Below are 13444 nucleotides of genomic sequence, written 5' to 3'. Positions count from 1 at the left end.
ACCATACTGCGTTAGACAAGACCAATAACATCCGGGAGGGTGGCGCCCACACATCGACGCCCATGTCGAGACAGCGCTATCTTACCTGCAGGAGGTACTGATGAACTCTCCCCTGTCCGCGATCGTGGTGATGGGTGTAGCAGGCTGCGGCAAAAGCTGCATCGGCGCTGCCATTGCCGCCCGCAGTGGCGGTCGGCTGATCGAAGGCGATGCTTTTCACCCCGCTGCCAATATCGAAAAAATGAGCGCTGGCGTGCCGCTCGATGATGCCGACCGTGCCGGTTGGCTGGTGCTGCTCGGCCAGGAACTACAGACCACGCTCAAGGCCGGCGAACGACCAATCCTGACCTGCTCTGCGTTGAAGCGCCGCTATCGCGATGCATTGCGTGAAGCCGTGCCTGAGCTGGGCTTCGTGTTCCTCGAACTGACCCCTGCCGAGGCCGAGAAGCGCGTGCTGGCCCGTCCTGGCCACTTCATGCCTGCCAGCCTTATCGAAAGCCAGTTTGCCGCCCTCGAATCCCCTCGTGGCGAGCCACTCACTTTGGCGCTGGACGCAACCCAGCCGGTAGCCGCATTGGCCGAAAGCGTACACGACTGGTTAAAGCCCTGCGGTGAGCGGACATTGGCGCGAATCGCCTGAGCGGCGGTTTACCAGCTCACCAAAGACAGCGCTGTCTCGACGTCAAAAAGCACCAGAAGTTCCATAACGCTACGCCTAACAACAAAGACAAAACCGAGGCTCATTAATCATGTTCGGACTGGCTACCGATACGTTCCTGCTACTCGATGCCCTGGTGACCATCATCGGGCTCATTCTGCTGATCACCCACTTCAAGGTGCATCCTTTTGTTGCCCTGACCCTGGCTGCGGGCTTTCTCGGCCTGACCTCGGGCATGCCCGTTGCCAAGGTCATGAAGTCGTTTCAGGACGGCTTTGGCGGCGTGCTTGGCTTTGTCGGCATCGTGCTTGCACTGGGCACCATGCTCGGCAAGCTGATGGCCGACTCCGGCGGCGCTGACCAGATCGCGCAGACCCTGATCCGCGCCTTCGGCAAACAGAAGGTGCACTGGGCCATGATGTTCGCCGCATTTCTGGTGGGCATCCCGCTGTTCTTCGAAATCGGCTTCGTGCTGCTGATCCCGCTGGTGTTCATCGTAGCTCGGCGCACCGGGGTGTCCTTGGTCAAGATCGGTATTCCGCTGTTGGCAGGCCTGTCCGTCGTGCATGGACTGGTCCCGCCGCATCCAGGCCCGCTGCTGGCGATCGGCATTTTCAATGCCGACATCGGCAAGACCATTTTCTACGGTTTGCTGGTAGCGCTGCCGACGGCAATCATCGCCGGCCCGCTGTACGGCAATTTCATCTCGCGTTACATCCCGGGCAACCCGTCGCAAGAGCTGATGGACCAGATTGCTCGCGAGTCCGACCAGCGCAACCTGCCAAGCTTCAGCATCACCCTGATCACCGTGCTGTTGCCGGTAGTGCTGATGTTGCTGAAGACGTTTGCTGATGTGGTGCTGCCCGCTGAAAACCTCGTGCGCCAGTGGATGGACCTGATCGGCCACCCGATCACCGCCCTGCTCGCGGCGCTGCTGCTGGCGTTCTACACCTTCGGCGCGGCGCGCGGCTTCAACCGTCAGCAGATCATGAAGATGCTTGACCAGAGCCTGGCCCCCACCGCTGCCATCGTGTTGATTGTCGGCGCTGGCGGCGGCTTCAAGCAGATGCTGGTTGACACTGGCGTAGGCAACGTCATCGGCCAGATGGCGGTGCAAGCGCAGATATCGCCAATCATGCTGGCCTGGTTGGTGGCGGCGGTCATCCGGATCGCCACAGGCTCGGCAACGGTAGCGACCATCACCGGCGCCGGTATCGTTGCACCGGTGATCGCGTTGGTACCAGGGGTCAACCGTGAGCTGCTGGTGCTGGCCACCGGCGCCGGTTCGCTGATTCTGTCCCACGTCAACGACGCCGGTTTCTGGCTGGTCAAGCAGTACTTCAACATGACCGTAGCAGAAACGTTCAAGACCTGGAGCATGATGGAGACCATCCTGTCGGTGGTCGGCATCATCTTCATCATGTTGCTGGCGCAGTTCGTCTGACCGTTGGTCGGGATACTGGCACCTAGCGTGGGGTGTCAGGCTCAAGTGAGATAAGGGCCTTGCCGTGTGATCAGCTTCTGTTCAGCGGCAAGGCTGGCACTTTATCCACGCAAAGGAGCTTGCCCATGAAACGCTTCCTGCTGCTTGCCGCCGTGCTCGCAACGCCTTTGGCCATGGCCGCCGGTACTGGCCCGACCTACCCGGACGACCCGCATAACAGCGCGCCCAAGCCTGGTGCAGACAGCACACTCAATCCTATCGAAACACCCATGCCACGCAACACTGACCCTCGCCTGAACGGCAATGATCCAGACAGTCCTCCTGCCAGCCAGAGCAATGATCACAAGCTGCCGGGCATGGGTACTCCCGACGCTCCCGTGGGCAAGGGCGAGGGATCTGGCAGCAGTAACCCTCAGCCTTGAAATGACGCTTGCCCGACGATGGCTTGCGGCGAATGCTGGCCAGATCGTAGGCAACTGATGACCCTCGCCTGGTAACGCTTGGCCTCAAGCGTTACCCCTCCTCCGCCCTCTCGGGCTCGTCTCCACGCTTGAGCTTCCTCACTTAACTCAGCGCTCAGCTCCAAGTAGAGCCTTTCCTGCTTATTCGCAGATGGCGCCCGGGGCTTAATCCCGGCACCACCTGAGGACCACCGTCGCGCGTGTTTGCAGCAGTCCGTGACGGGTGTTCAAGGGAATTCGTAGCGAGGTGCCCAATGAAAATCACTTTCCGAATGTGCCACAGGTTGCACTCATCGCTTGCTCAGCCGTGCGTGCTGCTCGCGCTGGGTGCAGTGCTTTACGGCAACGCAGCCCATGCCAGCCTGGAGCCCGTGCTGGAGGCACGCATGGCTGTCTGCACAGGACACCTGCAAAGCGTGGAAAAACTGATGATTAGCCGTATTCAGCACATCGAAAACAGTGTCGGCGGCGAGATCAGGCGCCTGCCTGAGCTGGAAGCCGCACGCGGGCGTCTGGAGCGACAGCTGCAACAGGAACGCCAGCGCTACCAATCCCTACCGTGGCGACCTGAACACGACCAGGCTCTGCGCAGCATTAGTAACGAGATAGCGGCTATCCAATACAGCATTGCCATCGGCCGCTCGGCCGAGCGCCAGATCGCAGCAGTCAAGTCGCTGCTGGCCTCGTCACGCGAAACCAGGCAGAGCATTACCCACGACGTTGACGATTTCCTGTTTGCCGGCGACGACTGCGCTGGAAACACGGCCAATCCGCGTAAATGCCAAGCCGACGCCCTTGCCCTGCTTGAGCCGCCTGCTCAAGCCAACCTGATCGCCGGCCGGCGTCTTCTGGAAAAAGCCTGGTCGCCTTTACGCGACCAAGGCGTGCGCTTCCCGACCTCCTGGGAAGTGGACTGCAGCCCCGATAACCCACCAAAAAGGCCATTCCCATGAGCGAAGTCATTCCATTCATCAGCCGCAATGCCCGTATCGATAGCGCTATAAGCAGCCATATCGAAGCGCTGAGCAGGGCCACACCGCTGCGCTTACCTGCCGAGCAGACTGCGCTGGTCGCCAACTATGTCGAGAAGATCGAAGGCACCTATGACACCAGTCGGGCCAAGCACGATACCGACCATGCCATCGACCTGCTCTACATCGCCTACAACACCACGCCCCAGGAGCAGGGAGACATCCGCGTCAGGATCGGCTCGATTATGAATGACTTGATCACCGCTCAGCAGGAGAGTGAGCGAAGCATCAAGAGTGCTATTCGCGTCGCCAATAGAATCGGCACTACCTTGCGCAACTGCCTACCCGACTGGCTTGACGTGAAGGAAGGCGGTGACCCGGAGGAAATCAAGGAATTCGTCACCGCTGATTTGCTGGCCATGGCCAACGAAGTCACCCAAGCGGCAATTACCGTGCGCGACAGCCTTACCACGATCGCGGACAGATACGATGTCATCATCCGTAACACCGCCGACGCGACCGCACGCAGCGAAGTCGCGCTAAGCGATACCATTCAGGCAGATAGCAAGCTGCAGAGCGAACTCGTCATCGCTAATGCTCGGCGCGAGATGCTCGAGGGTCTGGTCGCCGACTTGCAGCAACAGGTTGCCCGCTATGAAAAGCTGGCGCAGGAATACGGTTCACAGGCGAAGACCGCCGAGCAAAAATCGTTCTGGGCGTCGCTTTTGAAGACCGGCGCACAGATGCTGGGGGCGCTGCTGCCCATGGTAGCCATGGGAGCTACCGGCGGCGCATCGGCCGTGATTGGCGGCGCCTCGATGGCGGCCGCGGCGGGGCTTGGCCAGCAGAACCAGGCCGATGGCCTGCACAAAGGTATCCAGATGAAAAAAGCGCGCTCCGAGCTGCGTGCAGAGCAAACGCTGCTCAACGAGCAGCGTGACAAGTTGAAGTCCAACCTGGATGACTTGAGCAAGCGCAACGCCGACGCCGCTGATCCGGCCAAGGGTACCCTCGATGGCCGTATCAGCGATGTCCAGGCCGACCTTGAAAAGGTAGCCGCACGGCAAGGCGAACTCAGCCAGGAGCTGTCACAACTGGAGGCGGCGCTCAAAGCCATCGGCGAACATGCCGCATCGCTGAGTGAGGAGCAACGCAAACAAGCAGGCAATTTGCGCGACATGCAGATGCAGATGCTCGGTAAAGCCGAGGAATACGAAAATACCCGCCGTGAGCAAGCTTCCGAGCTAGTAAACCTCACTGCCCTGCTTGCCGGTCAGCGCAACGAGAAACAGAACATCGAACTTGCCGTTCGATCGTTGAACCTGAGCGTGAGCGCGCTCAAACGGACCAAGGAAATCGTTGAAGAAATGGCCTTCTTTTTCAAATCGTTCTCCGATTTCATGCAGGTCATCCTCGACCAGGCGACGGATCAGGTTTCCAGCTATGAGAGCGCCGGCAATAGCGCACGGCTGCGTGCCAATCGCCTGGCCCAGTTGGTCCGCTCTACCGACGAATTCTTTATCAGCCAGGCAGGACAGTGGCTGGCGGTTGGGGTGGTATCGGACCGATTTGCCCAGACCTTCAAGGATGGCTGGAGCAAACTCAACAAACTGTCAGGCACGTACATTACTGGCCAGGAGCTGCCAGCGTATCTGGACCAGGCATCTTTCACCCTGAAAATGATCATCGACGACCGTGAGAAGGCCAGTCATCAGCGCTTGACCTACCTGGCCAGCTACCGCGACGAATTGAGCGCTTGATCCCGCAGCGCTGATAGCCCGCTGGTAACCAACCCTACTGGTCGGCCCCTCAAGGGCCGACCAGTTGCTGCAGCCATGACTGATGTCGCTTGTGCCTTACGACCTGACACCAAGCATGCCGCGCTCGACGATAAAGTCGATCACCGCTTGCAGCCCTTCGCCCTTTTTCAAGTTGCTGAACGTCCAGGGCCGCTCTGGACGCATGCGATTGGTATCACGCTCCATGACCTCAAGCGATGCGCCGACATAGGGCGCCAGATCAGTCTTGTTGATCACCAACAAATCCGATTTGGTAATCCCTGGGCCGCCCTTGCGCGGAATCTTCTCGCCCTCGGCAACATCGATGACGTAAATGGTCAGGTCGGCCAGCTCGGGGCTGAAAGTAGCGCTGAGGTTGTCACCGCCGCTCTCGACGAAGATAACCTCAAGGTTACCGAACTTGCGCGCCAGTGCTTCGACCGCAGCCAGGTTCATAGAGGCGTCTTCGCGGATCGCCGTATGCGGACAGCCGCCGGTCTCCACGCCGACAATCCGCTCGGGCTCCAGGGCGCCGGCTTCGGTAAGAATGCGTTGATCTTCCTTGGTATAGATGTCATTGGTGACCACGGCGATCTGGTAGTGATCACGCATGGCCTTGCACAGGGCCTCGAGCAGCGCAGTCTTGCCGGAGCCGACCGGGCCACCGACACCGATGCGCAGGGGTTGCTGATAGCTTTGCATGTTGGCAGTCCTCAAGAACGGAACAAACGGGTGTATTGGGTTTCGTGACGCGACGAGGCGATGGCCAGCAGCGGCAGGCCGCCGCCCAACTGCTCGTCTTCCAGCTCCAGCGCCATGTCCAGCACCGCCGGCAGTTCGGCGGCCAGGTCGCGCAGTACGGTCTGCGCCGCCTGCTGGCCAAACGGCACCAGCTTGACGCCCGCCATGACCGCGCCTTCCAGCCAGGCAAAGCCGAGCCCCAGCGCCAGCTGGCGTAAAGGAATTGCCCAGTGCACGGCGAGCCATGCCATCGCGCCTAGCTGGGTGAGTTCAAGCTGCGGCCGCCAGGCAAGGTCTTGCCCGAGCTGCCAGCCGTCAAGAATGCGCGCCAGCGCGTAACCCCGCTGGCGCTCTTCAAGGCGCAGCTCGGCGGTCTCGCGATTGGCCAGGAGAAACTGACTCCAGCGCCCGAAAGCCCCGACGTCAGCGCGCTCGCACGCGCGGTACAGGCGGGCCAGCAGCGGCCAGTCGAGATAACCGAGGGTGTCGTGCAACTGCTCACGCTGCCAGTTGCAGAAACCTTCGGTGGTGCTTACCCAGCCGGCCTCGACCGCCCATTCCAGGCCTTGCGAGTAGGTGAAGCCGCCCACCGGCAGGCCCGGGCTGGCCAGCTGCAGTAAACGCAGCAACGCCAGGTCGCTGCCCATCAGCCGACCAGCATGACAGCGGCCGACGCCAGCAGGCCGCCGCCACAGGCTTTCTGCAGCTTGGCGTGGCGGCGTAGCAGGCAACCGACGGTAAAGCCCGCGGCGAGCAGCAAACCGCTGACGGTAACGAACCCGGCACTGAACAGCCAGAAGGCGCTTGGGGTTGCTTCAACGCCATGTGCCCAGCCGTGGAACAGCGCGAACAGCGGCATTGCCAGGGCCAGCAACACTTGCCGGCCAGGTACCAGCAACGCCGCTGCTGCCACCAATAGCGAGCCGACGATCATGCTTTCCATGCCCAGCACACCACCGAACAGATGGCCAAACACAGCACCGGCAAACATCGCTGCCAGGGTTGCCAGCGGCAACAGCAAGTTGCGCCGGGTCAAGGCCGCCAGCACGCCGGTACCGAGCAACATCAGCAAGTGATCAAGGCCGGTCAACGGATGCAGCAGGCCATCGTGCAGCGGGCTGCTGTCATGACCGGGGTGCGCGAAGGCCGGTACGGCCACCAACAGTAGGGCAAGGGCGAGTGTCTTTTTCATCTGGGTTCCTTATTAGTGGGCAGCGGGCATACGCACGAAGGGGTGATCATTGCCGTGGGCATGGCTGTGTGGCGCACTCTGGTAAGCGCCGGCTTCAGGCTCGAACGGTGCCTGCTCGACCGTGACCTGCAGGCCAAGGCCACGGACCATGTCGTCCAGCACATAGTCATGCTGATAACGCAGCAGGCCGGCATCGATCTGCAACGGCACGTGGCGGTTGCCCAGATGATAGGCTGCCCTCGCCAGCAGCAACGGGTCGCTGCAGCGCACGGTCGAGACCGACTCTGCAGCAGCCAGCACGCGCACCAGGTGCACGCCGTCGGCATCGCCGAGTAGCTCGCCGCCACGCAGCAGGTGGCCACGCTCAAGCATCAGGCCGGCATCACGGCCATCGTCCAGGGTCACCCGCAGGCGGCTCTTGATCCGGCTATCGACACTCAGGGTCACGGTGCCGGTAATCGTCTGCTCGGCGCTGTCGGCGGCGCTGATGCGCCGGTTGAGAACAATCATGGGTGCTCCTTCAAAACAGAAAATAGCGCTGCGCCAACGGCAGTTCGCTGGCTGGTTCACACACCAACAGCTCGCCGTCGGCACGCACCTGATAGGTTTGTGCATCGACTTCGATCTGCGGTTGCAGCGTGTTCAGGACCATGTCGCGCTTGCGCACCTGGCGGCAGCCCTTGGCCACGCCGATCAGGCTCTGCAGGTTGAGCTGCTCGACCACGCCCTGATCGAGCGCTGCCTGCGACACGAAAGTCATGCGTGTGGCATGGCGAGCGGCGCCCAGTGCGCCGAACATCGGCCGGTAGTGCACAGGCTGCGGCGTTGGAATCGAGCCGTTGATATCGCCCATCGGCGCGGTGACGATCATCCCACCCTTGATCACCAAGGCCGGTTTGACCGCGAAGAAGGCAGGCTTCCAAAGCACCAGGTCAGCCAGCTTGCCGACTTCCAGCGAGCCGACTTCATGGGCGATGCCGTGGGTCACTGCCGGGTTGATGGTGTACTTGGCGATGTAGCGCTTGACCCGGAAGTTGTCACTGTAGTCGCTGTCGGATGCCAGCGGGCCGCGGCGCAGCTTCATCTGATGGGCTACTTGCCAGGTGCGAATGACCACTTCGCCAACTCGGCCCATGGCCTGCGAATCGGACGAGGTCATGGCAAATGCGCCCATGTCATGGAGGATGTCCTCGGCGGCAATCGTCTCACGGCGAATGCGCGACTCGGCAAACGCTACGTCTTCGGCAATGCTTGGGTCGAGGTGATGGCAAACCATCAGCATGTCGAGGTGTTCGTCGACGGTATTGACGGTGTACGGCAAGGTCGGATTGGTCGACGAAGGCAGCACGTTGGCCTGCCCTGCTGCGCGGATGATGTCCGGGGCATGGCCGCCGCCGGCGCCTTCGGTGTGGAAGGTATGAATGGTGCGGTCGCCGATGGCGGCAAGAGTGTCTTCGATACAGCCCGACTCATTGAGTGTGTCGGTGTGGATCGCGACCTGGATGTCCATCTCTTCGGCCACGCTCAGGCAGCAGTCGATCGCAGCCGGAGTCGATCCCCAGTCTTCATGCAGCTTGAGCCCGACTGCGCCAGCAGCGATCTGCTCGCGCAGCGCTTCAGGGCGCGAGGCATTGCCCTTGCCGAGCAGGCCGATATTGATCGGCAGGCTGTCGGCCGCTTGCAGCATGCGCGCCATGTACCAAGGGCCAGGTGTGCAGGTAGTGGCGTTGGTGCCAGTGGCCGGCCCGGTCCCGCCGCCGATAAACGTGGTGACGCCACTGGTAAGGGCCTCTTCGACCTGCTGTGGGCAGATGAAGTGGATATGCGAGTCGATGCCGCCCGCAGTGACGATCTTGCCCTCGGCGGCGATGACCTCGGTGCCAGGGCCGACCGGTACGGTGACGCCAGGCTGCACATCCGGGTTGCCGGCCTTGCCGATCATGGCAATCCGCCCGTGTTTGATGCCGATGTCTGCCTTGACGATGCCCCAGTGGTCGATGATCAGTGCGTTGGTCAGGACCAGGTCCATCGCCTCGGCCGCCAACATTTGGCCCTGACCCATGCCGTCACGGATGACCTTGCCGCCGCCGAACTTGACCTCTTCACCATAGATGGTGAAGTCTTTCTCGACCTCGACCCACAGCGCCGTGTCCGCCAGGCGCACCCGGTCGCCCACGGTCGGACCGAACATGTCGGCATAGGCGCGACGCGACAGCCGGCTCATGGCCTGCCCTCCAATGGGCCCATCACCTTGCCCTGAAAACCATATATCTCGCGCTTGCCGGCGTAGGCCACCAACTGCACGGTACGCGCCTGGCCGGGCTCGAAGCGCACCGCGGTGCCGGCCGGGATATCCAGGCGAAAGCCCAGGGTCGGCTCACGCTCGAACACCAGCGCGTCGTTGACTTCATAGAAGTGGTAATGCGAGCCGACCTGTACCGGCCGGTCACCGTGATTGGCAACCTTGACGCTGACCGTTGCCCGGCCCACGTTGAGCTCGATGTCGCCAGCGGCGACCTGGATTTCACCCGGAATCATGCCGGCCTCCTCAGACGATAGGATCATGAACGGTCACCAATTTGGTGCCGTCAGGAAAGGTTGCCTCGACCTGCACGTCATGGATCATTTCCGGTACGCCGGGCATGACCTGATCGCGCCGCAGCACCTCACGGCCAAGGCTCATCAGTTCGGCGACGGTACGGCCATCGCGGGCACCCTCCATCACCGCGGCGCTGATCAACGCCAGGGCTTCCGGGTAGTTGAGCTTCAGGCCACGGCCCAGGCGGCGCTCGGCCAGCAATGCGGCAGTGAACAGCAGCAGCTTGTCTTTCTCTCTGGGGGTCAGTTCCACGGCGTCTCTCTCAGGTAGCCCAGATGCGCGGCGAGCATGGCGCCAGGCCGAGAACGGCCGGGCGCAGCACATGCCAAAGGCGCTGCAGGGTGTGTTGCAGATGTTGGTTGTCGTGATCGAGCAGGCGGATCACCAGCAGCTCGCCCAGCAGGGTTGCCCCGACCGGGTTGCCAAGGCTGTCGAGCAGCTCGCGGACCTGCTCCAGCAACGCCTGGTCAGCGGGCGCGGCGCAAAAGGTCGCCAGCAGTGGATGCCCGCCGACCTTGTCCAGGCGCCCGCCCTCGATGCGCAGGCGCTCGTGCAGGCCCGGATCGCCCGGCAGTTCGACGCGCAGGCGGCTGTCCAGCGCGCCTTGCTCGAAGCGCTCGTTCATTACCGGACGGCCCAGGCATAGCGTTTCCCAGGCGAGCAAACGCGCACCCGGCTCCAGAGTGAAGCGGCTGTCCAGGCTCGCCCTGGCGCCGGAAAAGAAGATGCTGTCCTGAGGCAGCCATTCCAGGGTGCTCCCGGCCTGCAGGTGAAAGTGCTGATGCAGGCGTGCGGTCGGGCCGATGCTGCGGTAGAACTTGCTCGCACCGGGCATGGTCAGCAGCGCGTGGCTGCCGGCTTCCAGCTGGATGTCCAGCTCAAGCCGGTCGCCGGCGACGATGCCGCCTGGCGGGTGCAGGATGTACACGTGGCATGGGCTGCCTTCCGGGTAAAACGGTCGCTGCACCAAAAGAGGTCCGAAATGCTTGCGCGCACCAAGGCGGGTCACGCCGTCGCGTTGCACAAAGCGCAGTTGCAGGTAGGCGCTCCACCCGCTGTCGTCGTCTTGCTGCTCGATCTGTTGCGCCAAAGACATCCTGGCCCCCTGAAAATCCCGGCCCTGCGGCCCTGAGCCGATCAGCGTGGCGCCGTTGCGCGCCGCGTCTGACCAGTCGATCAATTTTGCTTTGGGGATGCTTTGCAGATTGCGGGCCAACTTTGCCCTGGCGCGAGGCATAAACCGCTCTGGCAAGGGGCACCGGGGGGCATGCCGCACACTTAGAGGGCGCCGCCCGGCCCCGTTTCAGTGCTGCCAGTTTGGTGCTGGAGGACGCGAAGCGGGTTACAGTAGCGCCTTCAGCTGACCAAGGAAGTCACCATGCAATTAGCCCCTGCCATCCCGATCCTGCGGATCTTCTCGGTCGACAAGGCCAAAGAGTTCTATCTCGATTTTCTCGGGTTCACGCTCGATTGGGAGCACCGGTTCAGCCCGGATCTGCCGCTGTACGCACAAATCCGTCGCGATGGGCTGATCCTGCATCTGTCGGAACACCACGGTGACGCCTCGCCCGGCTCTACCATCTTTGCCCGCATCGACGACCTGCGCGCGCTGGAGCGTGAACTGCAGGACAAACAGTACGGCTATGCCCGCCCCGAGGCCGAAACCGTCGATTGGGGCTTGCAGATGCAGATCTGGGATCCGTTCGGCAACCGCCTGCGCTTCTGCCAGCAGAGCGAAGACTAACGGTTGCCCTCGGCCAGCCGGCCTAGCGGGTTCAGGCTTTACCCATGCCAGGGCATCCGCTAGGCTTGGCCTTCATCCCTTCAAACAGGTATTGGTCCAATGCGCCATTGATGCCGCCGTCACCTCGACGGCCAGCCTTCAGCCCTAAGCTCTCGCCTGGGGATGTCGCGGCATGAGTGGAGTTGTGCATGACCAATACCTCGATCCCGACGCTGGACGGCGTCACCTTGGCCTTGCCGGATGGCAGGCAGCTGTTTGCCCCGATCAGTGAATCCTTCGACCAACGCCGCACCGGCCTGGTCGGTGTCAATGGCGTGGGCAAGAGCCTGCTCGGGCAGATACTCGCCGGCTCGCTGGCACCCAGCGAGGGTTGCTGCCTGCGCAGCGGCCGGGTGCATTACCTTCATCAACATTTTATAAGCCAGTGCAGCACAGTGGCAGAGCTGGCGCAGGTGGGTTCGGTCGTTGCTGCGCTGCAGCGTATAGAAGCAGGCAGCGCTGACCCGGTAGATTTCGACCTAGTGGCTGAACGCTGGGATATCCGCGAGCGAGTACAAGCCCAGCTGGACCGCCATGGGCTCGGCCAGCTTGAGCTGGAGCGCGATGCAGCGAGCTTGAGCGGGGGCCAGGCGATGCGTGTGGCGCTGATCGGCGCGCTGGTTAGCCAGGCCGATTATCTGATCCTTGATGAGCCGAGCAACCACCTCGACGTGGATGCTCGCCAGCTACTGCACCAGATGCTGCTGGGCTGGGACAAAGGCCTGCTGGTAATCAGCCACGATCGCACCCTGCTTGGGCACATGCAGCGGATTGTCGAGCTAACCCCGCAAGGCCTGCGCAGCTACGCCGGTGACTACCGGCACTATGAGCACGCCAAAGCGCATGAGCAGGCGTGTGCCCTGAACACCCTTGATCGCCTCAAGCACGAACGGCGCCGTCAGACGCAGGCGCTGCAACAGCAACGCGAGAGCCTCGAGCGGCGGCAAGCCGACGCGGGGCGCCAGGCCAGAAAAGCCAATCAAGCAAAAATCCTTATCGGCCGTCAGCAGCAGCGCAGCCAGGCCACTGCCGGTAGACAGCAGCGCGAACACCAGGCAGCCGAGGCCAAGCTGCGCGCGCAACTGCGCCAGGCCAACGAGCAGGTCGAACGCAACCGCCCCATCGTCATGCACGTGCCGGACGCTGGCCGCAGCCAAGGCAAATCGGTGCTGAGCGTCAGCGGCTTGCAGTTGCCCCGGGGCAACTGCAAGCCGCTCGATCTACATCTGCGCAGCGGTGAGCACATGGCTGTGATCGGCGCCAACGGGACCGGCAAATCGACACTGTTGAAAGTGCTGGCGGGCCAGCTCCAGGCCAGCGCAGGTAGCTTTCAGGTATACGGTGAGGTCGCCCTGCTCGACCAATATTACAGCCTGCTGCCCGCCGAACTGAGCGCCCTCGCCTTCCTGCGCCTGGCCAACCCAGGGCTGGCCCACAGCGAGGTGCGGACCCGCCTGGCGCAATTGGGCCTGGACGCGGCAAGGGTGGAGATGCCCACTGCCCTGCTCAGCGGCGGCGAACGGCTCAAGGCCGCTCTGGCCGGGCTCATCTACCGCCAGTGGCCGGTCGACCTGCTGCTGTTGGACGAACCGAGCAATCACCTCGACCTGCCGTCGCTGCTGGCGCTGGAACGGATGCTCGATCAGTTCTGCGGTGGTCTACTGGTGGTCTCCCATGACCAGGCTTTTCTACAACGTCTGCAACTGCACGATTCGCTACGGCTTGGATGAATCTGAGACTGGACGTTTCCGATCTGCGGCGGATGTATTATCGTGGCGTGGTGCGCAAATAACAGCAGCCCGAGTGATCGGGCATCT

At 62.3% G+C, this 13444-nt stretch carries 15 protein-coding genes; 7 read left to right on the top strand and 8 right to left on the bottom strand.

Annotated features, from left to right (window positions below; all coding sequences use genetic code 11):
• The first annotated feature begins 100 nt into the window (after positions 1-100).
• The 5 genes from FW789_RS05700 (at position 101) to FW789_RS05680 (ending at position 5294) form a co-directional block, all read left to right on the top strand.
• Positions 101-640 (top strand): gluconokinase, encoded by a 540-nt coding sequence (locus tag FW789_RS05700; RefSeq protein WP_103437194.1) that lies wholly within the window; start codon positions 101-103, stop codon positions 638-640.
• 109 nt (positions 641-749) lie between these two features.
• Entirely contained in the window at positions 750-2102 is a 1353-nt protein-coding gene (locus FW789_RS05695; RefSeq protein WP_446431115.1) for a GntP family permease, read from the top strand.
• Positions 2103-2227: 125 nt separating this feature from the next.
• Positions 2228-2524, top strand: coding sequence for a hypothetical protein (locus FW789_RS05690; RefSeq protein WP_446431114.1), 297 nt, complete (start codon positions 2228-2230; stop codon positions 2522-2524).
• 239 nt (positions 2525-2763) lie between these two features.
• Positions 2764-3516: a hypothetical protein gene (locus tag FW789_RS05685; protein ID WP_207074127.1), complete on the top strand. Its 753-nt coding sequence runs from the start codon at positions 2764-2766 to the stop codon at positions 3514-3516.
• Positions 3513-5294, top strand: a complete 1782-nt coding sequence (locus FW789_RS05680; RefSeq protein WP_446431113.1) for a hypothetical protein — start codon at positions 3513-3515, stop codon at positions 5292-5294. Before FW789_RS05685 ends, FW789_RS05680 begins: the two co-directional genes overlap by 4 nt.
• Before the next feature lie 96 nt (positions 5295-5390).
• Here FW789_RS05680 and ureG read toward each other — a convergent pair whose 3' ends face one another.
• The 8 genes from ureG to FW789_RS05640 are packed head-to-tail and all read right to left on the bottom strand — an operon-like array spanning position 5391 to position 10940.
• Positions 5391-6014 (bottom strand): urease accessory protein UreG, encoded by a 624-nt coding sequence (gene ureG, locus FW789_RS05675; RefSeq protein ID WP_103437189.1) that lies wholly within the window; start codon positions 6012-6014, stop codon positions 5391-5393.
• 11 nt (positions 6015-6025) lie between these two features.
• Entirely contained in the window at positions 6026-6700 is a 675-nt protein-coding gene (locus FW789_RS05670; RefSeq protein ID WP_446431112.1) for an urease accessory protein UreF, read from the bottom strand.
• Entirely contained in the window at positions 6700-7245 is a 546-nt protein-coding gene (locus FW789_RS05665) for a HupE/UreJ family protein (protein WP_101319029.1), read from the bottom strand. The genes FW789_RS05670 and FW789_RS05665 overlap by 1 nt, the downstream gene beginning before the upstream one ends.
• Before the next feature lie 12 nt (positions 7246-7257).
• Positions 7258-7755 (bottom strand): urease accessory protein UreE, encoded by a 498-nt coding sequence (gene ureE / locus FW789_RS05660; RefSeq protein ID WP_150571947.1) that lies wholly within the window; start codon positions 7753-7755, stop codon positions 7258-7260.
• A gap of 10 nt (positions 7756-7765) precedes the next feature.
• A complete protein-coding gene (gene ureC, locus FW789_RS05655) occupies positions 7766-9469 on the bottom strand; it encodes an urease subunit alpha (protein ID WP_207074130.1) in 1704 nt (567 codons plus the stop codon).
• Complete coding sequence (locus tag FW789_RS05650; RefSeq protein ID WP_103437185.1) at positions 9466-9783, bottom strand: urease subunit beta; 318 nt, start codon at positions 9781-9783, stop codon at positions 9466-9468. Before FW789_RS05650 ends, ureC begins: the two co-directional genes overlap by 4 nt.
• A gap of 10 nt (positions 9784-9793) precedes the next feature.
• Positions 9794-10096, bottom strand: coding sequence for an urease subunit gamma (locus FW789_RS05645; protein ID WP_101319021.1), 303 nt, complete (start codon positions 10094-10096; stop codon positions 9794-9796).
• Positions 10097-10106: 10 nt separating this feature from the next.
• Entirely contained in the window at positions 10107-10940 is an 834-nt protein-coding gene (locus tag FW789_RS05640; RefSeq protein ID WP_207074131.1) for an urease accessory protein UreD, read from the bottom strand.
• Between the two features lie 282 nt (positions 10941-11222).
• Here FW789_RS05640 and FW789_RS05635 point away from each other — a divergent pair, with 282 nt between their 5' ends.
• Positions 11223-11588 (top strand): glyoxalase superfamily protein, encoded by a 366-nt coding sequence (locus FW789_RS05635; protein WP_101319019.1) that lies wholly within the window; start codon positions 11223-11225, stop codon positions 11586-11588.
• Positions 11589-11776: 188 nt separating this feature from the next.
• Positions 11777-13357, top strand: coding sequence for an ABC-F family ATP-binding cassette domain-containing protein (locus tag FW789_RS05630; protein WP_207074133.1), 1581 nt, complete (start codon positions 11777-11779; stop codon positions 13355-13357).
• Positions 13358-13444: the final 87 nt, after the last annotated feature.

The organism is Pseudomonas sp. 1121_17 (assembly GCF_052850745.1).
This window is presented reverse-complemented; position numbering and strand designations above follow the sequence as displayed.

Bases quoted from the DNA above. Each gene is read 5' to 3' on its own strand.
- FW789_RS05700 (WP_103437194.1), top strand. From the start codon at position 101: ATGAACTCTCCCCTGTCCGCGATCGTGGTGATGGGTGTAGCAGGCTGC.
- FW789_RS05695 (WP_446431115.1), top strand. From the start codon at position 750: ATGTTCGGACTGGCTACCGATACGTTCCTGCTACTCGATGCCCTGGTG.
- FW789_RS05690 (WP_446431114.1), top strand. From the start codon at position 2,228: ATGAAACGCTTCCTGCTGCTTGCCGCCGTGCTCGCAACGCCTTTGGCC.
- FW789_RS05680 (WP_446431113.1), top strand. From the start codon at position 3,513: ATGAGCGAAGTCATTCCATTCATCAGCCGCAATGCCCGTATCGATAGC.
- ureG (WP_103437189.1), bottom strand. From the start codon at position 6,014: ATGCAAAGCTATCAGCAACCCCTGCGCATCGGTGTCGGTGGCCCGGTC.
- FW789_RS05670 (WP_446431112.1), bottom strand. From the start codon at position 6,700: ATGGGCAGCGACCTGGCGTTGCTGCGTTTACTGCAGCTGGCCAGCCCG.
- FW789_RS05665 (WP_101319029.1), bottom strand. From the start codon at position 7,245: ATGAAAAAGACACTCGCCCTTGCCCTACTGTTGGTGGCCGTACCGGCC.
- ureE (WP_150571947.1), bottom strand. From the start codon at position 7,755: ATGATTGTTCTCAACCGGCGCATCAGCGCCGCCGACAGCGCCGAGCAG.
- ureC (WP_207074130.1), bottom strand. From the start codon at position 9,469: ATGAGCCGGCTGTCGCGTCGCGCCTATGCCGACATGTTCGGTCCGACC.
- FW789_RS05650 (WP_103437185.1), bottom strand. From the start codon at position 9,783: ATGATTCCGGGTGAAATCCAGGTCGCCGCTGGCGACATCGAGCTCAAC.
- FW789_RS05640 (WP_207074131.1), bottom strand. From the start codon at position 10,940: ATGTCTTTGGCGCAACAGATCGAGCAGCAAGACGACGACAGCGGGTGG.
- FW789_RS05635 (WP_101319019.1), top strand. From the start codon at position 11,223: ATGCAATTAGCCCCTGCCATCCCGATCCTGCGGATCTTCTCGGTCGAC.
- FW789_RS05630 (WP_207074133.1), top strand. From the start codon at position 11,777: ATGACCAATACCTCGATCCCGACGCTGGACGGCGTCACCTTGGCCTTG.